This window comes from Pedobacter sp. MC2016-24, from assembly GCF_015223055.1.
In the GTDB taxonomy this organism is placed as follows: Bacteria; Bacteroidota; Bacteroidia; order Sphingobacteriales; family Sphingobacteriaceae; genus Pedobacter.
Genome location: NZ_JADFBX010000022.1, coordinates 55796 through 76731, shown reverse-complemented (window position 1 = coordinate 76731; position 20936 = coordinate 55796). Strand labels below are relative to the sequence as shown.

21 protein-coding genes are annotated in these 20936 nt (G+C 40.3%); 13 read left to right on the top strand and 8 right to left on the bottom strand.

Features of this window, described 5'->3' with window-relative positions:
- Window positions 1-889 precede the first annotated feature (889 nt).
- From IM797_RS27020 to IM797_RS27010, 3 genes are read left to right on the top strand one after another with little or no spacing between them, the layout of a single operon-like run.
- Window positions 890-1096: a YtxH domain-containing protein gene (locus IM797_RS27020; RefSeq protein WP_194130348.1), complete on the top strand. Its 207-nt coding sequence runs from the start codon at window positions 890-892 to the stop codon at window positions 1094-1096.
- Between the two features lie 8 nt (window positions 1097-1104).
- Complete coding sequence (locus IM797_RS27015; protein ID WP_194130347.1) at window positions 1105-2502, top strand: MBL fold metallo-hydrolase RNA specificity domain-containing protein; 1398 nt, start codon at window positions 1105-1107, stop codon at window positions 2500-2502.
- A gap of 26 nt (window positions 2503-2528) precedes the next feature.
- Window positions 2529-3230, top strand: coding sequence for a bifunctional 2-polyprenyl-6-hydroxyphenol methylase/3-demethylubiquinol 3-O-methyltransferase UbiG (locus IM797_RS27010; RefSeq protein WP_194130346.1), 702 nt, complete (start codon window positions 2529-2531; stop codon window positions 3228-3230).
- Here IM797_RS27010 and pepT read toward each other — a convergent pair.
- Window positions 3227-4480: a peptidase T gene (gene pepT / locus IM797_RS27005; protein WP_194130345.1), complete on the bottom strand. Its 1254-nt coding sequence runs from the start codon at window positions 4478-4480 to the stop codon at window positions 3227-3229. The two genes, IM797_RS27010 and pepT, sit on opposite strands and share 4 nt — an antisense overlap.
- Window positions 4481-4547: 67 nt before the next feature.
- On the opposite strand from pepT, the gene IM797_RS27000 reads away from it, so the two are divergent.
- Entirely contained in the window at window positions 4548-5294 is a 747-nt protein-coding gene (locus tag IM797_RS27000) for a hypothetical protein (protein ID WP_194130344.1), read from the top strand.
- A gap of 14 nt (window positions 5295-5308) precedes the next feature.
- Window positions 5309-5926, top strand: coding sequence for a rhomboid family intramembrane serine protease (locus IM797_RS26995; RefSeq protein WP_194130343.1), 618 nt, complete (start codon window positions 5309-5311; stop codon window positions 5924-5926).
- Here the strand turns inward: IM797_RS26995 and IM797_RS26990 are convergent.
- Entirely contained in the window at window positions 5923-6891 is a 969-nt protein-coding gene (locus tag IM797_RS26990; RefSeq protein ID WP_194130342.1) for a hypothetical protein, read from the bottom strand. The genes IM797_RS26995 and IM797_RS26990 overlap by 4 nt on opposite strands.
- 115 nt (window positions 6892-7006) lie before the next feature.
- Between IM797_RS26990 and IM797_RS26985 the strand changes: the two genes are divergently transcribed.
- Window positions 7007-8044 carry a dipeptide epimerase gene (locus tag IM797_RS26985; protein WP_194130341.1) on the top strand — a complete coding sequence of 346 codons (1038 nt, stop codon included), beginning with the start codon at window positions 7007-7009 and terminating at the stop codon, window positions 8042-8044.
- On the opposite strand, the gene IM797_RS26980 is transcribed toward IM797_RS26985, so the two are convergent.
- Together IM797_RS26980 and IM797_RS26975 are read right to left on the bottom strand one after the other, a co-directional pair.
- Window positions 8031-8219, bottom strand: coding sequence for a DUF6358 family protein (locus tag IM797_RS26980; RefSeq protein ID WP_194130340.1), 189 nt, complete (start codon window positions 8217-8219; stop codon window positions 8031-8033). The two genes, IM797_RS26985 and IM797_RS26980, sit on opposite strands and share 14 nt — an antisense overlap.
- Window positions 8220-8228: 9 nt before the next feature.
- Window positions 8229-8546 (bottom strand): rhodanese-like domain-containing protein, encoded by a 318-nt coding sequence (locus IM797_RS26975; protein ID WP_194130350.1) that lies wholly within the window; start codon window positions 8544-8546, stop codon window positions 8229-8231.
- A 178-nt stretch (window positions 8547-8724) separates the two neighbouring features.
- Here IM797_RS26975 and IM797_RS26970 point away from each other — a divergent pair, with 178 nt between their 5' ends.
- A complete protein-coding gene (locus tag IM797_RS26970; protein ID WP_194130339.1) occupies window positions 8725-9846 on the top strand; it encodes a DUF4407 domain-containing protein in 1122 nt (373 codons plus the stop codon).
- A 28-nt stretch (window positions 9847-9874) separates the two neighbouring features.
- Complete coding sequence (locus IM797_RS26965; RefSeq protein ID WP_194130338.1) at window positions 9875-10825, top strand: M20/M25/M40 family metallo-hydrolase; 951 nt, start codon at window positions 9875-9877, stop codon at window positions 10823-10825.
- A 5-nt stretch (window positions 10826-10830) separates the two neighbouring features.
- On the opposite strand, the gene IM797_RS26960 is transcribed toward IM797_RS26965, so the two are convergent.
- Both IM797_RS26960 and IM797_RS26955 read right to left on the bottom strand, forming a co-directional pair.
- The gene (locus IM797_RS26960) at window positions 10831-11325 is read right to left on the bottom strand and encodes a GNAT family N-acetyltransferase (RefSeq protein ID WP_194130337.1); all 495 of its coding nucleotides are present in this window, start codon (window positions 11323-11325) and stop codon (window positions 10831-10833) included.
- On the bottom strand, window positions 11322-11885 hold the full coding sequence (locus IM797_RS26955) for a thiamine pyrophosphokinase (protein WP_194130336.1): 564 nt from the start codon (window positions 11883-11885) through the stop codon (window positions 11322-11324). Before IM797_RS26955 ends, IM797_RS26960 begins: the two co-directional genes overlap by 4 nt.
- 283 nt (window positions 11886-12168) lie before the next feature.
- On the opposite strand from IM797_RS26955, the gene IM797_RS26950 reads away from it, so the two are divergent.
- The 5 genes from IM797_RS26950 (at window position 12169) to IM797_RS26930 (ending at window position 17760) form a co-directional block, all read left to right on the top strand.
- Window positions 12169-13209, top strand: coding sequence for an NAD(P)-dependent alcohol dehydrogenase (locus IM797_RS26950; RefSeq protein WP_194130335.1), 1041 nt, complete (start codon window positions 12169-12171; stop codon window positions 13207-13209).
- Between the two features lie 131 nt (window positions 13210-13340).
- The gene (locus IM797_RS26945; RefSeq protein ID WP_194130334.1) at window positions 13341-14726 is read left to right on the top strand and encodes a mercuric reductase; all 1386 of its coding nucleotides are present in this window, start codon (window positions 13341-13343) and stop codon (window positions 14724-14726) included.
- A 66-nt stretch (window positions 14727-14792) separates the two neighbouring features.
- Window positions 14793-15944, top strand: a complete 1152-nt coding sequence (egtB, locus tag IM797_RS26940; protein WP_194130333.1) for an ergothioneine biosynthesis protein EgtB — start codon at window positions 14793-14795, stop codon at window positions 15942-15944.
- A gap of 10 nt (window positions 15945-15954) precedes the next feature.
- On the top strand, window positions 15955-16941 hold the full coding sequence (locus IM797_RS26935) for an L-histidine N(alpha)-methyltransferase (RefSeq protein WP_194130332.1): 987 nt from the start codon (window positions 15955-15957) through the stop codon (window positions 16939-16941).
- Window positions 16942-17007: 66 nt separating this feature from the next.
- Window positions 17008-17760: a hypothetical protein gene (locus IM797_RS26930; protein WP_194130331.1), complete on the top strand. Its 753-nt coding sequence runs from the start codon at window positions 17008-17010 to the stop codon at window positions 17758-17760.
- Here IM797_RS26930 and IM797_RS26925 read toward each other — a convergent pair.
- Together IM797_RS26925 and IM797_RS26920 are read right to left on the bottom strand one after the other, a co-directional pair.
- Window positions 17757-20048, bottom strand: coding sequence for a GH92 family glycosyl hydrolase (locus IM797_RS26925; protein ID WP_194130330.1), 2292 nt, complete (start codon window positions 20046-20048; stop codon window positions 17757-17759). The two genes, IM797_RS26930 and IM797_RS26925, sit on opposite strands and share 4 nt — an antisense overlap.
- Window positions 20049-20408: 360 nt before the next feature.
- Window positions 20409-20888, bottom strand: coding sequence for a hypothetical protein (locus tag IM797_RS26920; protein ID WP_194130329.1), 480 nt, complete (start codon window positions 20886-20888; stop codon window positions 20409-20411).
- Window positions 20889-20936 lie beyond the last annotated feature (48 nt).

Below are 20936 nucleotides of genomic sequence, written 5' to 3'. Positions count from 1 at the left end.
TTCTTCTCTTTATCCCTTTCACTGTTTCCCTTCCTCCGAAGCGGGTTGCAAAAGTAAGAAAATTTATCCACCCACCAAACATTTATACACTGTTAATTGTTTAGCGCCGCTAAGTCGCTTAGCTTCAAGCGGAAAAAAACGTATCCATTAAAGGAGTATCGCAAAAGAACCGTCTCAAACCGGGACTAAAAACAAACTAATGGATCTGAGTTTACGATAATTTTAAAATACGGCTTGTGGCAACAGACCCCAAAGTCGTATCATGGTCGTATCATCGTTATAATTACAGGGGCCTTGCCGGGGCATTCGGCTGGCGTTGCTGGGGCCTTGCTGGGGCTAAAAACGAACGAACGCCTTTTAAAGGATTAAGCAATAATTGAAGTCTGAAGTTCAACATCCATTCGAAATATACGGGACACACATCCGGACTTGAATCTAGTAGTTAGGGAAAAACACCTTCCTTATATATAGTATATATATGTGTGACCTCTAACGATCGTAAAAGAAGATCAGATATTGTACATATTCAAAACGCTTAATGTGATGAAATACCATGAATAGATGGCCTAATGGTTCATAAAGCCATCCCAATTGTCATAAAAATGTTTTTTATTTTTTTCTGCAAACTTTTAAGCAATGTTCCCCGTTATAGTTGCAGTTTGTTTGGTTTAGGTTGATCTGTGGTGGATCAACCATCTTAATAGCAGGGATTCATCGAAAGATAATCCCTGTTTCCTTTTAAAGACGTTTCTATACTACAAATGCCATCAAATTTTTCAGATACTTTGACGTGATCTAAACTATTCGGCCTCATTTTTGTTTATATTAAACAAGATCAATACCTGCAACAGGTTTTGTCTGAGACTTAATCACACTAAAAATATTTGCAATGAAAAAAGAAACGAAAATCATCGCCGGAGTACTGGCAGGAGCAGCACTTGGCGCAGCAGTAGCACTAATTTTATCATCAGAAAAAGGCGGAGACACTAAAGACAGACTAACAGATTGGTTTTGTGATTTATTAGATGCCTCTAAAGACAAGTTGGCTGACGTAACGGATCAAGTTAAAGATACCCTATCAAAAGTAAGAGCCTAGACTAAAGCATGAAGATTGCTTTTCATGGAGCAGCCAGAGCTGTTACCGGCAGTAAACACTTGATTACGCTAAATAGCGGAACTCAAATTTTATTAGATTGCGGCCTTTTCCAGGGAATGGGTGAACATACGGACAACCTGAATGAATCATTTGGATTTAATCCTGCCGATGTATCTTATATGATTTTATCGCATGCGCACATAGATCATATTGGTCTATTACCCCGACTGGTAGCCGAAGGCTTTAATGGAAAAATATATTGTACACCTGCAACAATGGACCTTGGGCGGATTTTATTAATGGATTCGGCCAAGATCCAGGTGCAGGACGCAGCGTATGCCAACAAGAAGATCACCCGGGTAGAAGATCAGGAAATGCCTTTGTACGATGAGGAAGATGTGATTAAGACCATGAGTCAGTTTAACATCATTGACTATCAGGAGGAGTTTCAAATTGATGACCAGGTCTCTTTAAAATTTACCGACGCCGGCCATATTGTTGGAAGTGCAGCGGTTCATTTGAGTATTCAGGAAAATGAAAAAACAATTCAGCTAACTTTTAGTGGCGACGTAGGCCGATACGGAGATTTACTTTTGAAGAGCCCACAAACTTTCCCTCAGGCCGACTACATCATCATGGAATCTACCTATGGAGATTCTCTGCATAAAGACATTGGGCCGATAGCGCAAAGTTTAAAGGAGATCATTCTGGAAACCTGTATCCGAAAAAAGGGTAAGCTGATCATTCCGGCATTCAGTGTAGGCAGAACGCAGGAATTACTTTATGCTTTAAATGCACTTGAACTGAAAAACCAGCTACCAGATGTACAGTACTATGTAGATAGCCCCCTTTCTTTACAGGCAACCGAAGTTTTAAAAGATCATCCGGAAGTTTATAACAATGGTGTAAAAGAAGTGATGAAGACCGATCATGATATTTTTAGCTTTAAAGGACTGAAGTTTATAGAAAGTGTAACTGAATCTAAAGCTTTAAATGCCGATAGCAGACCCTGCGTAATTATTTCCTCCTCAGGAATGGCAGAGGGCGGAAGGGTAAGGCACCACATCAGAAATAACATCGGCAATCATAAAAACACGATTTTGATGGTTGGCTATGCTTCACCTGGCTCCCTAGCGGGGCAATTGTTAGCTGGAAAACGTAAAGTCTGGTTATTTGGAGCAGATTACGATGTAATTGCGGAAATCCGTTCTATACAATCTATGAGTGCACACGGAGATTATGAAGATTTGTTAAAATTCCTTTCTTCGCAAAATCCTGCAGCTGTAAAACGATTATTTCTTGTACATGGAGAATATGATGTACAGCAGAAATTTGCGCAACGCCTGGTCAATGCCGGATTTAAAAATGTATCCATTCCAGAATATCATCAGGAATTTGAACTTTAAGCCTGCTGATTTTTTACCTTTGCGCCATGGACGTATTTGGGGAGGCTTTAAAAGACCAGTTTACAAAACCACCTGCAGAAACACTGTGGGTACATAATTCATATGACGAACCGGAAGAAATGCCGGTTGATATTTATTTTAGGGATGAGGATGAAATGCCTGAACTGGAACTGAAAGCCCTTGAATTGTGTAAGGGCAAAGTGCTGGATGTTGGTGCGGGTGTAGGTAGTCACGCCCTGATCTTACAAAACAGGGGTTTTGATGTAACCGGGATGGACATTTCAGCTCCTGCAGTCACGATTATGAAGCAGCGTGGCTTAAAACAGGCTATGGAGGGTAACATTCTTAAATACCAGGTTCCTGCTGGAGAAAAAAAATACGACACCTTATTGTTCATGATGAACGGGATTGGACTTACTGGCTCCATTCCTGGCTTAAAAGCTTTTTTAAAGCAAGTGAAAACACTGATTGAACCAGGGGGGCAATTGGTTTTTGACAGTTCTGACCTTTCTTACCTATATCACGAAGTGCCTTTTCCTTTAAACGGCTATTATGGAGAAGTGAGCTTCAGGTACGAATATAAAAGTATAAAAGGAAATTGGTTTAAGTGGATTTATGTGGATCAGCAGACTTTAAAAGACCTGGCTAAACAAGCCGGATGGTATACAGAGGTCATTTTCGAAGACGAAAATGACCAGTATTTAGCCAGGTTAACGATAAACGATTAAGCTTTTTCTTCCCAGATCACGGCAATATTGACAATCGTCTCTACCGCTTTTTCCATGTCCTGCACGGAAGCCCATTCTTGTTTTCCATGAAATGCGTGCTCTCCGGCAAAGATATTTGGGCAAGGTAAGCCCATAAAAGACAGACGGGACCCATCGGTTCCCCCTCTGATGCTTTGTTGTTTTGGCGTAATGCCAGCTCTTTTAATGGCTTCAACACCGTAATCGATAATCTGAGGATATTGATCCAATATCTCTTTCATATTCCGGTACTGCGCTTTGATCTTCAATTCGTAAGTTGAATTTGGAAAGTCTTCGATGATATTTTGAACCGTAGCATCCAGCAATTCGCCATTGGCTTTGAGTTCTTCATCGTTAAAAGCACGTAGAATGAAACGGGCTTCTGCCTGCTCTACATTACCGGAAATGGTTACCGGATGTATAAATCCTTCTTTTAATTCTGTTGATTCCGGCGAAAGGCAGTCTGCAGGTAAAGCGCTGATGACATCGGAAAGTATTTTAATCGCACTTTCCATTTTACCTTTGGCAAAGCCGGGATGGGTACTTACACCATTGATGGTTAATACTGCTCCGTCAGCAGAAAAAGTTTCGTCTTCAATAGAGCCTAAGGTTTCTCCATCGATGGTATAGGCAAAATCTGCCGCTAGTTTTTCCAGATTTACTTTGTCTACACCGCGTCCGATTTCTTCGTCAGGCGTAAATAGAATTTTGATTGTTCCGTGCTTTATTTCAGGATTCTGTACCAGGAAAGCTGCTGCTTCCATGATTTCGGCCAATCCGGCTTTATTATCGGCACCAAGTAAGGTTGTTCCACTTGCGGTGATGATGTCGTTACCGATCTGATCTTTCAAATCAGGATGTTCCCTCATCTTTAAAACGATGGTCTGGTCATCCGGTAAAACCAGATCCTGACCTTGATAATTCTCATGAATAATTGGTTTAACCTGGTAACCGCTACAATCCGGAGAAGTATCCATATGCGAGCAGAAACAAATTACAGGAACTTTTTTATCAGAATTAGATGGAATGGTTGCGTATACATATCCATATTCATCTAAATGTGCGTCGGTAATGCCAATGGCCAATAATTCCTCAACCAATACCCTGCCCAGGTCTTTTTGCTTTTCAGTAGAAGGTACCGTTGGAGATTTTGGATCCGATTGTGTGTCTATCTGAACGTATTTTGTAAACCTGTTTTGAAGGGATTTGTTTTTATTTATATAATTTAGCATAATAAGTTATAAAAAACCCAAAGTTATATAAAGATTATAGCTTTGCATAAACATTAAAGAAGATACCTTGAAAACGATTCTAACTACGTTGCTGGCGCTTGTTCTTTTTATTCATACCCGGGCACAATCCAATTTTTATAAAATGGGTATTGGTGCGGGTGCGGGCTTTACCAGATCCTATACTGATTTGGCCAAGCATGGCTATGGTGTGGCGGGTTATGGAGTATTTGATTACTATTTTACACCTTTTTTAAGTTTAGGTGTGGAAGGACAAATGGGCGAGATCAATAGCGGCGATGCCCAAACAGACCCTGCTGGCCGACAGGCAATCAACAGGTATAAATCCGTTAGCATCAATGGGAAGATATCCCTGGGGGCTTTGATCAATTACAACAGAAGTGGCTTTACCAATGTGATTAAAGGATTGTACCTTGGCGCGGGCGCAGGTATTGTACAAAACGACATGAAAGCCATCGTGCGTTCCAAGCTTATTGTTGATCAAAATGGTCAGCAGGTTACAGACGAGAATGGTAAGCCAATGATCTACACATTTCCGGGTAAGAGCAAATCAAAAGATCCAATGATTCCATTGAATTTGGGAATTAATTTCTATTTCCATGATGGTTCTGGTTATTATCGTTATGCTTTAAACTTCAATTGCCAGACTACGATCACACTTGGAGAGGGACTGGACGGTTATGACGACTCTCCGATTAAATTTAAAAATGGAAGTCCGGATATGTATGCCTATTATACCGTAGGTTTAAGGTATCATTTTGGCACAATGGGGCTTTCCAGAAAAAACTTATATTAATCAAATACTTCTAAATGGAATATCTTACTACAACTCCGGTTGCCTCGATTATTTTTGTTTTTACGCTCATCACCAGTATTTATGCTTTTAACGACCCTACTTTGTACGGAAAGTTTATGTTACACCCCTATAGTGTTTCGCGAAGGCAAAAACTGTATACCTTAATTACCAGCGGATTGATCCATGCAGATTGGATGCATTTGATCTTTAACATGATGACCTTTTATTTTTTTGCTTTTCAATTGGAAGCAATGATCGGCTCATGGAGGTTTGGAATGGTCTACTTCCTTGGCCTGATTTTAAGTGACATCCCTTCGGTGATTAAGCACAAGAACGACATGTGGTATAATAGTCTTGGCGCTTCCGGCGCAATCAGTGCTGTACTTTTCAGTTTTATATTGTTCCAGCCTTTTTCCAGCATGATTATCTTTCCAATCCCTGTTCCAATCTGGGCCGTTGTTTTTGGACCTTTATATTTGATTTACTGCGCCTATGCCTCGAAGCAGGCCAGGGACAACGTCAACCATGATGCGCATCTTTTTGGAGCACTAACGGGCTTAATCGTAACGGTAATTATTGTTCCAAACGCTATTCCGCATTTTTTGATGCAGATTATGGCCAAAATTGGCTAGTGCGTATCTGGCAAAGAAGCGGGTTCGAAGTAACTGATGGGTTTGGTGGGATCTTTAATGATCTCGAATAAGGTATGCCCCCATGGTTTCCAAAAATCCTGTAATACCTGCGCATAGGTTTTATGCTGCCAGTGATCAAACAAAGCTTTGTTTAGCGTTCCTTTAAGCGGCATTGCATCTATATATATAGAACCTTCTACCGGCATGATGGCATATTCCGGTAAACGGTTAAACAAATAGGCCGAGTAGAAAAATCTGGCACAAAGCTCTTCAAACTGTGGTGCAGAAAGGGCATTGGTACCAATTTGCCCTAATAATTCATCATGATACCTTTTGTTGGTTCCGTTATCCTGCAGGCAGGCGATGATACCAAAGTCTTTCAGTTTTAAAGAAAAGGTGAGGGTATTGATCTCATCGCGAAAACTAAACGCTGTTTCCGTATCCTGTAATGGGACTACAACAATAGACCATGGTGTAAAATCCTCAAAAACCACGTCCCTGTAAATGCCCTGGATCATGGTGTTTAAATTCCCAAACTTGTGCATCAGACCTTGCGACATATTCAGCCCATCGTCACTGATCTGCTGTAAACGAACAGCGGCATTCATCTCGATATAAATGAGGCTGTACATGAATTTACCAATCCAATTGAACAGGTCTGCAGGATCCAGTGCGGAAACGCCGGCATAACCTTCAGCAAATGCTTTTGCAATTTTATCCTCCAGCGGTAGTACAAAGTTTTCCAGCACTTCGGTACTACAAGGCACCTTTAGGGTATTGTAAGAACGAACACTTTCATCGAGCAATTTAATCTGCTCTTCGCCACTAAAATTCGCTACCTGCAGTAACCAATCGGGTAATATATTGATTTCTGTAAGGGGAGCATTAAAGGCATCACCACTTAAAAAGCAGTTTTTATACTTAAAATCGAAATTTTTAAAGGGCTGGTATATTGAAGTATTCATACTAGGCGCAATATTAGGCATATTATTTTTACATTCGTTGCAGCCTTCAAGGTTTTGATCAGTTATGAAGGTATCATGACCGTAATGTACATTTTTTAATCTCTAACTATATACCATGCAAGTTGCTTATAATTCTTATCAGCTGGAACTCAAACATCCTTTTGCCATCGCGAAATTTTCAAGGACCAGCACTCCGATTTTATTGATCAGGCTAAGTTATGAGGGACTTCAGGGTTACGGTGAAGCATCCATGGTTCCTTACATGGGCGAAAGTGAAGAGAGTGCGTTGCGTTTTCTAAAAAAAATAGACTGGTCAAGATTTAAGCATCCTTTCGTTTTTGACGAAATTGTCAGTTATCTCGATGAGATTGAACCTGGGAATCCGGCAATTAAAGCGGCAATTGATATTGCCTTGAACGATTTAAACGGCAAGATCCTGAATAAGCCTTGCTATGAAATATACGATGCAGATCCTTCTAAAATGCCCCTCACGTCTTATACAATAGGTATAGATACTCCAGAAATTATTAAAGAGAAGGTGAAAGATGCGGCAGATTTTAAAGTACTTAAGATTAAATTGGGCCGGGATAATGACAAGGAGCTAATCAACACGATTAGAAGCGTAAGTAATGTTCCGCTATATGTGGATGCAAACCAGGGCTGGACGGATAGAAAAGAGGCCATTGATATGATTTACTGGCTGCACGATCAAGGTGTGGTATTGATTGAGCAACCGATGGATCGGGCAAACCTGGAAGGGAATGCATGGCTAACAGGTCGTAGTCCCATTCCCATTCTTGCAGACGAAGCGGTACAAAGACTTTCAGATCTGGATGGGTTAAAAGGAGCCTACCATGGGATCAATATCAAATTGATGAAGAGTGCGGGTATATATGAAGCGCACAAAATGATTTTAAAAGCCCGGTCTTTCGGTATGAAGGTACTGATTGGCTGTATGAGTGAGACCTCTTGTGCCACTTTGGCTGGTACCGCATTAGCACCTTTGTGCAATTGGGCAGATCTGGACGGCCCATGGCTTACAAAAAATAATCCCTTCAAGAGCCCTGAGCTTCATGAAGGGAAATATATATTAAGCGATTTACCAGGTTTAGGCCTTGAAGGAGCCGATATGGTGCCGTTTATTTCTTTTTAAGTGAACTACGCATTTCTTTGACCAACTGTATTTTCAGGTAAAGAAAGAAAGCCCCGGTTAACACAAATAAGGCTATTACCGGATATTTGGTGTTGTTGAAACCCCATACAATACCGAAAAAAGACATGATAACACCCAGGTTATAAAAAACGTTTAATGCGATTTTTTTGACCATGATTCTTTATTAATATACTGTCATACCTGGATCAAAAGCTTCTTGCCATGCCAGAATACCACCTTTTAAATTGTATAGATTGGTATGCCCCAACATTTGCTCTAATTGCATCACTGCGGCAGCACTTCTTTTACCGCTTCTGCAATGAATAATTACAGGTTTATCCTGCGCAATTTGATCTGCTTCAATCAGAATTCCTCCCAAAGGGATGTTCAGGCCATTCAAGTTAGAAGTTTCATATTCAAATGTCTCTCTCACATCAATCAATTGAAAATCTTCGTTATTGTCGATTTTTTCTTTCAGTTCCTGAACTGTTATTTCCTTTATCATATGATTCAATTTTTTCAAACTTAGATAAAAGTGTGTTAGTATTCAAAAACAGTGAGAGAAATATTACAAAAAGGTGTGCATCGAGAAAATTACATGAATCGTGATTAATTTCTGTAACAACTAAGTAGGCAGTGCGTTTAATAGTTACCCAGTATTTAAATCGGGTTCTATTATCATGAAATCGATATCGAAATTCTTTTGGTTTTGCGCCGGAGCGCACATTCCTACGCTTGAGAAATATCCGACAGAACATAACAAATATATAGGTATCGGTGCTACCATATTTTTCACTGGCTTATTTGCAGCCTTATCTGGTGGTTACGCCATGTATTTCGTATTTAAAGGTGATGCCGGCGCAGGATTTTTTGCGTTGTTTTTCGGTTTGCTTTGGGGCCTTGCTATTTTTAATATGGACAGATACATCGTATCCAGCATTAATAAAAGCGCCAGTACCACCAAACAGATCTGGCAGGCCACACCCCGAATATTACTTGCGATTATGATTGGCATGGTCATTTCCCGCCCGCTGGAACTTAAAATTTTTGATAAGGAGATTAAAGAGCGGCTAAATGTGAGCTACCTGAATAATCAAAGGGCTAAAATTGATACGCTAAACGCTGCTTTCGGGAACAAGTATGCCATTGAAATGAACAAGTTAAATCTGGCGCGTGCAGAAAGGGATTCATTAGCCAATGGGATTAAAGCAGACCGGCAGAAATTAAACTTCGAAATCTTTGGGAATAAAACAACTGAAACATCGGGTGTGATGGGTTATGGGCCATATGCCAAAAGGAAAGAAGCGGAGTTAAAACAACGGGAGCAACAGCTGGATACGCTAACGTCGGACGTTAGGGCCTTAGAAAAATTTGTGGATGGGCGTAAACAATTTGATGGCCTGATGAGCGAGAAATTATTTACAGGCAAACAATTGGACAGCCTAACCAATATCGCAGGTTTTGCAGATCGAAATTGGGCCCTTGGGCAATTGAGCTTTAATAAAGATGGTAGCCGTGACCTAAATACGTCTCTTGCTGTAACTTTTATTGGTTTATTATTTATATTTTTTGAATGTTTGCCTGTATTTGTAAAACTAATGAGCAGTCGCGGTCCTTATGACAAAGTAATAGACAACATTGAACAGGTTCAAGTACACCAGTCTGACCAGGACCGCGCTTTCGAAATGGAAGTAACCGATGGGATACAGGAAACCCGGGTGTCTACAGAAACGGAGAAACGCAAGGAGATTATTAAAGGCCAGGCATATCATGCGCTTAAAAATCACGATTGGGAATCGTAAAATATAAAAACTGACAAAATAAATTATCATGAAGAAAACCCTTTACACGCTACTCATCCTTTTCTGCACACAACAGGTCTGGGCACAGGACATTGATAAAATCATTACAAAGGATTATGTAGACCGCTTAATTAAAACCTTAAGCAGTGATGACATGCAAGGCCGTGGAACATTTACACCTGGAATAGATAAAGCAGCCAGTTTAATAGAAAGCGAATTTAAGAAAATAGGCCTGGAACCTTTGGATGGCGAAAAAACATACAGGCAGACCTTTTTCAAGGACTCGACAGACAAGAGGCCATTGTTTAATGTCGCAGGAATGATCAGGGGCAAATCAAAAGCGGCCGAAATTGTTGTTTTCTCGGGTCACTATGACCATTTGGGGATTATTAAGGGGAATGATACAGATAGCATTGCCAATGGTGCGGACGATGATGCCTCGGGTACTACTGCCATGATTGCACTGGCTAAATACTATAAAAAATTAAATAATAATGAGCGTACTTTAATTTTCGTTGCCTTTACTGCCGAAGAAATCGGTGGTTTTGGTGCCAAGTATTTCTCAAAGAAATTAAATCCGGATGATGTAGTCGCCATGTTTAACATTGAAATGATTGGTAAAGAAAGTAAGTTTGGTAAAAATGCAGCCTTTATTACCGGCTATGACAAATCTGACTTTGGTAAAATCCTGCAAAAGAATTTAGCTGGCTCTCCATTTACTTTTCACCCGGATCCTTACCCGCGTCAAAACCTCTTTTACAGAAGTGACAATGCAACTTTAGCAGCCCTGGGCGTACCGGCGCACACCATCAGTACCGATCAGATTGATAAAGATGAATTGTACCATACGGTAAAAGATGAGTACGAGACACTTGATACAGATAATATCCTGTCGACGATTAAGAGCATTGCTAAAAGTGCCATAACGATTGTTAAAGGTACTGACACGCCCACCCGCATTCCAAGATTAATTGAATAACAGATTTACAACTGTTTTTCCATCACATAATCATTCATCAGGAAACCGTTACCAATGTCAAGGTCAACGGTTTCCTTGATCATAAAACCCGCCTTTTTGTAAAATTCAGCAGCTTTGTTGTCTCTGTTGACGTTAAGTTGCAAGGCCTTACCGCCTGCATCCTTAACCTGGTTTACAACTTCATTGATCAATAGCTTACCTAAACCTTTGCCATGTGCTTCGGGCAGCACATATAATTTATGTAGTTTATAGATGCGGTTGTCGGAATCAATGATTGAAAATCCTGCAAAGCCCAGATCGCGGCTTCCTTCCTCAGCAATTAAAAAGACATGTCCTTTTTGAAATTGGGAAAGTAATTCTCCTTTGTTGTACATTTTGTCCAGCATGTAATCAATTTGTGCTGTACTGATGATTTCTGCGTATGCCGTTGGCCAGGTCCTACTTGCCAGGTCCTGGATAATTTCAATATCTGTTTCTTTTGCTTTTCTTAAAATAATCATAATACTTCACTGATAAATAAATAAGCTGTAGTAAAATTAAACGTCACAAACCCATCGTTAATTACCATAAAGTCTCCATTTTCTTCCTGTTTTAAATTACTGGTTTCAAAATAAGAGATAATTTCGATTTTAAAAATGCTTCCTTTTGGTTTCCAGACGCTAAATCCGGATTTGATGGCATACTTTTTTTCTGTCTCCGTGAACAGCACAATATCTATATCACCTAGATAGGCCGTCAGATCCATCAGCTTTGCATCAGCAGTAATGATATTTACGGCGGGGTATTTTTCCGTCACCAAATAATTCAGCACAGCATGGAGGTTGTCATCTACACCTTTTACAATCCTGGTGTTTTCCTGAAAAACGGCATCTGCGGAGGAGTTTATTACCACGTCTACTTTAAGTCCCAGGCTGATTACTTTTTCATAATTACCCTCATTGACAATTAAAGTAGGGCTCCATTCTAACAATTGCCCCAGGTATTCTTCATTGAAGTTTCCGAGATTTTGGATATAAAGTGCTGGTTCTTGTTTTTCGCGCACGATGTGATGTGATGACATAGCAATGTTTTGCCGCAAAATAAACAAAATCATGCAAATTAAGGGAATGGGTTTTCCGATGTTTACAGACAAATATAATCGATCGCTTATACCTAAATACCAAATCAACTTCAAAGAAGCAGTTGTCCTACCTATAAAATATCATGTTATCAGTCCGCATTTTAGCCTTAAACCAGTATTCATTTGATTGTTTGAAATTTATAAGTATTGATTTGAATGGTTTAATTGCAATTGAAAACTTAGGTTATACCTTTGTTTGACAAAAAACAAAACGATTTTAACGATGATACAAGCAAAAGGATATGCTGCACAGACTCCAGAGACCGACCTTGAGTCCTGGGAATTTGAGCGCCGCGAGGTTGGTGCCCATGATGTGCGAATCGAGATATTATACTGTGGTGTATGCCACTCTGATTTACACCAAATTAAGAACGACTGGTTTCCAGGCTTGTTCCCTATGGTTCCCGGCCACGAAATTGTGGGCCGGATTGTAAAAGTAGGCGATCATGTCAAAAAGTTTAGTTTAGGTGAACTTGCGGGTGTTGGTTGTATGGTTGATTCTTGCCAGGTTTGTGAGAATTGCAAAGAAGGTTTAGAACAATATTGCCTGGAAGGGAATACACAAACGTATAACAATGCGGATAGATCTGGTGTACCCACTTATGGCGGTTACTCAAATACCATTGTGGTGCGTGAGGAGTTTGTACTTCACATTTCAGAGAAATTATCTCTGGCAGCTACCGCACCATTATTATGTGCAGGCATAACCACTTACTCGCCATTACGTCATTGGAAAGTTGGCAAAGGGCATAAACTTGCAGTATTGGGTTTAGGTGGTTTAGGCCATATGGGCGTTAAATTTGGGGTGGCTTTTGGCGCAGAAGTCACAGTATTGAGCACTTCGCCTGCTAAAGCAGAAGCGGCACGTGAATTAGGCGCACATCACTTTGTGGTGACTTCTGACGCAGCACAACTGGAAGCTGTAAAAGGATCATTTGATTTTATTCTGGATACCGTATCGGCAGTTCATGATATGGATTTGTATATCTCTTTACTGAAAACAAATGGTACACACATTTGTGTTGGTGTTCCTTCAGAGGCTTATGCTATACAGCCGTTCTCCTTATTGGGCGGACGTAAAAGTGTAGCGGGCTCAGGCATTGGAGGCATTGCTGAAACTCAGGAGATGCTGGACTTCTGTGCGGAAAATGACATTGTTTCTGACGTTGAGGTCATCGATATTAAAGACATTACCGCAGCCTATGAACGCATGTTAAAGGGCGATGTACGTTATCGCTTTGTAATTGATATGGCCACACTTTAATTTTTTTTCTTTGGAAACAAGAAGCCCGGACTATTATGCCCGGGCTTTGTTGCTTTCTAAAACCTTTGTTTTGTTTTCGGGTTGTAGTTAAACACCAGCTGTCAAAATACAGCGCGATTAAAACAAGGACAATGAAACATTATGACGCGATAATTATTGGAGCGGGACAGGCCGGAACTCCCCTGGCAAAAAAACTGGCAGAGGCAGGAAAGAAAACAGCAATCATCGAAAAAAGAATGGTCGGTGGGACTTGTATTAATGACGGATGTACACCTACAAAGGCTATGCTGGCTTCCGCACATGCCATGCATCAAGCCAGAAAAGCTGCTGATCTTGGCGTCAATATTGAGGATATTACCCTGGATTTTAAAAAGGTAAAGAAACGTAAAGATGAAATTGTGGATCGCTTTAGATCTTCAGCTCAGAAAGGAATAGCATCCATCGCAAAGCTAGACCTCATTTTCGGGGAAGCGAAATTTTCTGGTAAAAAAAAGCTTGAAGTTTTGCTGTTTGATGGCGTAAGCGAACGCTTTACTGCCGATTGGATTTTTATTGATACTGGAGCTAAAACAGCTATTCCGGATATTCCAGGGTTACAGGATATCAATTACCTCAACTCGACCAGCATCCTGGATTTAGAAGAAGTTCCTGAACACCTCGTTATCATTGGTGGCAATTACATTGGTTTGGAATTCGGTCAGATGTTTGCTCGTTTCGGCAGTAAAGTAAGTATTTTAGAAAAGTCAGCCAGAATCATGAGTCGTGAGGACAAAGATGTGTCTATAGCCCTGGACGAGATTTTAACCAATGAAGGCATTAAAATCCTAAAAAGCATCACCATTGACCAGGTAAGCGCTCAAAAAGATGGTAAAATTACGTTGAGCCTGACGTCAAAGGGGAAAGTAAAAAAAATTAAAGCCAGTCATGTACTCGTTGCGGCGGGCCGTATACCGCAAACCGAATTTCTTAACCTGGAGCAAGCGGGTATAAAAACAGACCAGCATGGGTATATTTTGGTTGACGACCAACTTGAAACCAATATTCCCGGCATTTATGCGCTGGGCGACGTAAAAGGTGGCCCTGCTTTTACACACATCGCTTACAATGACTACACGATAGTGTATAGAAATTTGATCCACAAAGCCAATTTGCGCATTACAGACAGAATGGTTCCGTACTGTATGTTTACCGATCCGCAATTGGGACGCGTTGGTTTATCGGAAGACGAGGCAAAAGCCAGGGGAATAAATTATCAGGTTGCTAAAATCCCGATGACTCAGGTAGCACGTGGAATTGAAACCGGACAAACGGCCGGATTTATGAAAGCGATAGTGGATCCGGATAGCAAAAAGATATTAGGTGCCTGCATTTTGGCTTCTGAAGGCGGAGAAATCATGTCGGTTCTTGAAATGGCAATGGCTGGCGGAATCACATTCGACCAGGTTCGTTACTTTGTATTTGCACATCCATTGTATTCAGAATCACTAAATAATCTTTTTATGTTAATTGATGCCTGATGAAACAATCAAAAGCATCAGGTGTTAATTAGTCTACAAAACTTAATGATTAATTAGACTTACCTGATGACGCTGGCTGAACAATATCAACAGATCAGAAAACATTCTGAGCACATTTGTGAACCGCTCGAAACCGAAGATTATGTGGTGCAGCCCATAATTGATGTTAGCCCTCCAAAGTGGCATTTGGGACATACAACCTGGTTTTTTGAGACTTTCATACTACAACCGTTTTTTTCGGGATACAGCGTTTATAACCCCAATTACAATTATGTATTTAATAGTTATTATGAAACCGTTGGAAACCGGGTAATCCGCACAGACCGGGGCAATCTCAGTCGCCCAAGTGTTAGCGAAGTATACCAGTACCGCGCATACGTGGATCAAGCGATGCTGCACTTTTTGACCAGCCCAATTTCTGAAGAGGTTAGTGCATTATTTATACTTGGCCTGAATCACGAACAACAGCACCAGGAACTACTGCTGACAGATATTAAATACATATTGGGAAATAATCCCCTTTTTCCGGCTTACGGTAAATTTTTAACCCGGTTTTCAGGAGCTGAATCAAAGGGCAACAACATGCTATCCTTTGATTCAGGAATTTATGAAATCGGCTATGCCGGTGATGGATTCTGCTTTGACAATGAGCTCAGCAGACATCAGGTATACTTACAGCCCTTTTCAATAAGTTCTAACCTGGTTAGCAATGCAGAATATCTTCTTTTCATCAATGATGGGGGCTATACTAATTTTAACTATTGGCATGCCGAAGGTTGGGACTGGGTAAATGACAATCAGATCAAGGCCCCAATGTATTGGCACAACGTAGATGGTAACTGGTTAAACTATACCTATGAAGGCTTGAATCCGCTAAACTTAAACGAACCTTTAGCACATGTAAGTTTTTATGAGGCTTATGCTTACGCTTGTTGGAAGGGCATGAGATTGCCAACAGAATTTGAGTGGGAGGTTGCGGCCAGGACTTTAGAGTGGGGAACACGCTGGGAATGGACTGAAAGTGCTTACCTTCCTTATCCTGGGTTCAACAAGGCTCCCGGAGCAATTGGCGAATACAACGGCAAGTTTATGGTAAATCAGAAAGTGCTACGTGGAGCTTCAGTAGTCACATCGCCCAATCACAGCCGCATCTCCTACCGTAACTTTTTTCACCCACATTTAAGATGGCAGTTTACCGGAATACGGCTTGCCAGGTAACATTAAATTTATGAATACAACAATTGAAAGATCAAGCTCCTTGAAGGAGCAATTTCTTAGCGACATTTTGGAAGGACTACAGGCTGAACCTAAGTTTATGCAGGCTAAATATTTTTATGATGAGCAGGGAGATTATATCTTTCAGCAGATTATGGAAATGGAAAGCTATTATCTGACCAACGCCGAGATGGAAATTCTCGCCACTCAATCTGGTTCCATTGCAGATCAAATTGCCTTAGCGAACACGGAGTTTGATTTGATTGAACTGGGTGCCGGAGATGCGACAAAGTCCATTCATCTGTTAAAAGAGCTGACCAACAGGAAACTTGATTTCACCTATTTCCCTATTGACATTTCGGCTCATGTTATCGCAGACCTGGAACAGCGTTTACCAACGCAAATCCCCAACTTAAAAATAACCGGCCTTCATGGTGATTATTTCGAAATGCTAAAAAGAACAGCTACTGAATCAGGTCGCAGAAAAGTATTGTTGTTCATGGGGGCAAATATTGGGAATATGAGTATTGAGGAGGCTGAAGCCTTTTGTGCCGAACTCAAAAGCACGCTTTCTGCGGGTGACATGTTGATTATAGGCTTTGATTTAAAGAAAAATCCCAAGCAAATCCTCGCCGCTTATGATGATCCTGCAGGCATCACGAGCGACTTCAATATAAACCTGCTTGCACGCATCAACAAAGAGCTAAATGGCGATTTCAATCTGAAGAATTTTGAGCATTATGCCAGTTATGATCCACAATCTGGAGCTTGTAAGAGCTATTTGATTAGTTTAACAGATCAGGAGGTTCACGTCGGGCCATATGCAACCGTACATTTTTCTAAAAACGAGTATATTTTTATGGAGATTTCACAAAAATATGCGCTTAAAGAGATAGAAAAACTAGCAGAAAAGACAGGTTTTAAAATTCAAAAGCACTTTTTTGACGGAAACAAGTACTTCGTAGACACGATGTGGATTGTTGAACAACAGACAACATAGCTTAAACAAACAACTTTAACTCACTAGATAAGAATATATTAACAATTTATTCTTACTTTAGCCCATATGAAAACACGCTTCTCACTAATGGCTTTAGCCATTATTTTCGTTGTTTCCTGTAAGAAAATCAGTAGCGAAAACATTTCCCAGATTCCTGAAAGAATTTCTTACAAAGACAGCATATCCTTCAGCATCAATGATCAAAAGTATGTATTTGATTATACCTCCAGCAATGCCATTAGCAACCGGGCAATCAATATCAAACCCTCAACAACGATAATTAATGATGGTAAACTGGCTTATCAGACCGCCAATTATTATTGGTACGGCGAAAAGGACTCGACTTTGTATTCGGTATCTTATGCTCTTGAATCCAAGCGTATAGGGGATAATTTCAAAATTTCATTTACAAAGAAATATAAAGACAGTGAACTACAGCGTGGATTACAACTGTACGCCCCCAAAAACCACCTGGAGATCTTCAAAGTTGGCAATCAATCTTTTGCTGTCGACTTAGACAAGGAAAACACAACAGAGGGTGTTTTTATTGATTTTACAGGCACTGGTATCTTAGAAAGTTTAAGTACCGGTATTCCCGGATTTTCCATTTTAAAACGATCAGGCCTAACTAAGGACATACAGAAGAATTCCAATTTTGAACTTACCAAAGTTGAAAAGATCAAAGATAATATTTACACAATTGAAGCAAAATTCGAGCTAAACCTGTTCAACAGTCATGAGCAACTTTATCGTGTTAAAAATGGTTTTTTAAGGATCACAACCAGCATGACAATGCCAAGTGATATGGGGAGTATTTAATTTAACCCTTCCGGCTGATCTTTAGCTGCTTTACCCCATTGCGAAGGCTGTTCATCCATGAAGAACTCTAATGTTCCACCCTTAATGATATCAGCATACCTGATAAAGGTTTTTGAATGCAATTTACCATTCAGCATCAAGTACTTGATAAATGAAGCCTTTTCGCTTTTCTGATGTTTAACGATTTCAAACACCCGATGATCTGCTAACTCTATCTTAGTGTTATCAAATAGCGGAACAGATAATAAATAGGCATCAGAGACAGGATTTAAGGGATAAAAGCCCATTGCGGCAAAAACATACCAGGCCGACATCTGCCCTGCGTCGTCATTGCCGCTTAAGCCTCCGGGCCCGTCACTATACTCTTCACTTAAAATCTGATGAACATGGTTTGATGTTTTCCAGGGTGAGGATGTATAGTTGTACATAAAGGGAATCTGGTGTCCGGGTTCATTACCATGCCAGTATTCTTTTTTAGCAAACAGCGTATCCAGGGCTTTTTCAAGCTGCAGGCGTCCGCCCATCAAATTCGCAAGTCCGGGTACATCCTGTGGTACGTAAAAAGTGTATTGCCTAGGCGTGCCTTCTGTAATATAAGGCTCCCTGGAATCTGCTTTAAAGGGCTGATACCAGGTGCCATCTTCATTTTTACCCCGCATCATCTTTACACCAGGATCAAAAACATTGATATAATTCTTCGCGCGCTTCATCAGCTCATTATAGTCGACTGTATTGCCTAATCCCTTAGCAACTTCAGCTAAAGCATAGTCATCATAGGCATACTCTAAAGTGCGGCTAACCTGTTCTTTTTTATGGAATGCATCTTGCACACCATCCTGCATCGGGATATACCCGTATTTTAAGTAAGAACTCAGGGCTCTTCGTCCCATACCATTTTTATAATCGGCCTCACCGGCGACATTAAAAGCATTTTGCCGCATCAGCCGATAAGCTTCAGCTACATCATAATCTCTTATGCCTTTGTTATACGCTGAAGCTATAAAGGCCGTTCCATGATCGCCAATCATGGCTGAGGTATAGCTGTTCCAGCATGGGAAAATAGGAAGCCAGCCCCCTTGTGTACCTTTTAATACCATTGACTGCACCCAATCGTTTACCAGTCGGGGTTGCAAAATCTGCATCAAGGGTAAATGCGCCCTGTAAATGTCCCACATAGAGAAATCATCATAATAGTTTCCCCTGTCAAGTTTATTTAGCTGATAGTTGGCGGCAAAGCGTGGATAGGTACCGTCAATATCATTGTATAACCTTGGGTGCTGCATGACATGGTAAAGTGCAGTATAAAATATTCTTTTGTCCTTTTCACTTGAGGTCTGTACATTGGTCTGACCCAATGCTTGCTCCCATACCTGTTTATTTTTTTCGGCAAGACTATCGAAATCCCAATCCTCAATTTCCGCTTCCAGGTTTTTCCTTGCTCCATCGATGCTTGAAAATGATGTACCTATCTTAATACGTAACTGTTCGCCTTTTTGAAGTTTAAAACCAAGATAGGCTCCGATATCTTTCTGATTGACGATGCTATCTGTCGAAAAGATATTTCCCCCGCTAAAAGTGCCTGTATATGCGGACATCTTTTCTATCTTCATGACAAAGTAGCCACTAAAGCCGGCTGGCTTACCTGATCCCTGGTAAATCCGATGTACCGTATTGTAACCATATACCTCAGCCCGGTTCTTGTCAACTTTAATAAAGCCCTGCTGTTCATCGCTGTTGGAAGTAATGAGCAAATAGACGCTATCTGCTTTTTTAGCTGTAAAACGCAACATGGCTCCGCGTAAAGTAGCTGTAACCTCAGTCTGCAGGTTGTATTCGGGAAGCTTAAGGCTATAGTAAGCAGGCGTACTGACCTCATCCTGATGAGAAAAACGGGTAGCATAGGCTGAAGCTTTAGTTTGCAATTTACCAGTAATCGGCATGAAAGTAAAACTTCCGTAATCCTGAGTACAAGAACCGCTGATCCAATGGGTTGCCCTGAACCCACTGAGCAAACTATCACCGTAAAAATAAGGAGGCAGGCATTTCACTTCGGTAGTTCTGGTTTGTGGTGTCCACTGTGTCATACCGAAAGGCAAGCCGACTGCGGGAATGGTATTTGCAAATTTCTCAGACCCGTCTTCACCATGTTTGAGGGCCGAAATGGTAGTACTTGCTGCCGTTCCCGACAAAGGTTGTACATACTTGATCAGCTCACTTTTCTGACTATGACTAACTAAAGGCAAGCCTATAAACAGGAAAAAAAATATGCGAACTATAACTGTTTTCATTTATCTAAAATCTGATTTTAAAGATTTAAAATGATAATATCCATTGTATTTATTTACTTAATCGATTGCGTAAACCAATCAAATTGATCATAACGATGAGGTAGAACCCCTGATCAAAAGTTCGGATTGCTGCCATAGTAACCCCTTCATAGAGGTCGTTTGATCAGGCTTAACAGTTTATTCAGGAATATGTAGGCTATTTCTCCCGGTGTATTTTTTAGTCAGCCTGAGCAGGCCGAAAAAAGACGTGGGTGAACATATCATTGAAGTTTATACTTCTATGTTTAAAATCAGTACAGGATTTTCAATAGGATCAATATTGATTTCCGGTACACTAGTGGCCTACTGTTTTTTGGTAATTTAGTAAGTTGTGTTTTTAGGAGTTTGTAATAATATACCGTCCTCTTTATCTGAAATAACTAAATAGTTTTTGCCGTTCTTGTATTCTATAGAAGCTACATAATCCGGGTATTGATAATTTAAATGCTTATGCATGATTACAAATATGTCGTCAACTAATTCTGGTGGTGTATTCAATTCATAACAGTATTTCGTTGTAAGCTTTTCAGGATCTTTAACAGCTATTAAAATATCACAATCTAATGCTCTTAATGCTATAGAGAACATTTCAGGTAATGTTTTATTATATACGACTAACCTACGCCATTGTGCAAACCTTGAAGGTGTTATCTTAGAGTAAGAGGCAAACCCAGTTTTAAATCCACTAAATCCCCATTTGCAATTGCTCACCAACTGAATATTACAATCTTTCTTTTGCGCTAGTACATTAAAATTTAGACAAAGCATAGCCATTACGACTATAATCGTTAATTTTTCCATAATGAAATATTATTATATGCAACACAATAATAGGGATTTTAATCCCTA

Excerpts from the sequence above, each read along its gene's own strand:
- IM797_RS27015 (WP_194130347.1), top strand. The coding sequence starts at position 1,105 with ATGAAGATTGCTTTTCATGGAGCAGCCAGAGCTGTTACCGGCAGTAAA.
- IM797_RS26955 (WP_194130336.1), bottom strand. The coding sequence starts at position 11,885 with ATGTCATCACATCACATCGTGCGCGAAAAACAAGAACCAGCACTTTAT.
- IM797_RS26995 (WP_194130343.1), top strand. The coding sequence starts at position 5,309 with ATGGAATATCTTACTACAACTCCGGTTGCCTCGATTATTTTTGTTTTT.
- IM797_RS26930 (WP_194130331.1), top strand. The coding sequence starts at position 17,008 with ATGAAAACACGCTTCTCACTAATGGCTTTAGCCATTATTTTCGTTGTT.
- IM797_RS26925 (WP_194130330.1), bottom strand. The coding sequence starts at position 20,048 with ATGAAAACAGTTATAGTTCGCATATTTTTTTTCCTGTTTATAGGCTTG.
- IM797_RS26920 (WP_194130329.1), bottom strand. The coding sequence starts at position 20,888 with ATGGAAAAATTAACGATTATAGTCGTAATGGCTATGCTTTGTCTAAAT.
- IM797_RS27020 (WP_194130348.1), top strand. The coding sequence starts at position 890 with ATGAAAAAAGAAACGAAAATCATCGCCGGAGTACTGGCAGGAGCAGCA.
- IM797_RS26950 (WP_194130335.1), top strand. The coding sequence starts at position 12,169 with ATGATACAAGCAAAAGGATATGCTGCACAGACTCCAGAGACCGACCTT.
- IM797_RS26970 (WP_194130339.1), top strand. The coding sequence starts at position 8,725 with ATGAAATCGATATCGAAATTCTTTTGGTTTTGCGCCGGAGCGCACATT.
- IM797_RS26965 (WP_194130338.1), top strand. The coding sequence starts at position 9,875 with ATGAAGAAAACCCTTTACACGCTACTCATCCTTTTCTGCACACAACAG.
- pepT (WP_194130345.1), bottom strand. The coding sequence starts at position 4,480 with ATGCTAAATTATATAAATAAAAACAAATCCCTTCAAAACAGGTTTACA.
- IM797_RS26960 (WP_194130337.1), bottom strand. The coding sequence starts at position 11,325 with ATGATTATTTTAAGAAAAGCAAAAGAAACAGATATTGAAATTATCCAG.
- egtB (WP_194130333.1), top strand. The coding sequence starts at position 14,793 with ATGACGCTGGCTGAACAATATCAACAGATCAGAAAACATTCTGAGCAC.
- IM797_RS26935 (WP_194130332.1), top strand. The coding sequence starts at position 15,955 with ATGAATACAACAATTGAAAGATCAAGCTCCTTGAAGGAGCAATTTCTT.
- IM797_RS26945 (WP_194130334.1), top strand. The coding sequence starts at position 13,341 with ATGAAACATTATGACGCGATAATTATTGGAGCGGGACAGGCCGGAACT.
- IM797_RS26990 (WP_194130342.1), bottom strand. The coding sequence starts at position 6,891 with ATGAATACTTCAATATACCAGCCCTTTAAAAATTTCGATTTTAAGTAT.
- IM797_RS26985 (WP_194130341.1), top strand. The coding sequence starts at position 7,007 with ATGCAAGTTGCTTATAATTCTTATCAGCTGGAACTCAAACATCCTTTT.
- IM797_RS27010 (WP_194130346.1), top strand. The coding sequence starts at position 2,529 with ATGGACGTATTTGGGGAGGCTTTAAAAGACCAGTTTACAAAACCACCT.
- IM797_RS26980 (WP_194130340.1), bottom strand. The coding sequence starts at position 8,219 with ATGGTCAAAAAAATCGCATTAAACGTTTTTTATAACCTGGGTGTTATC.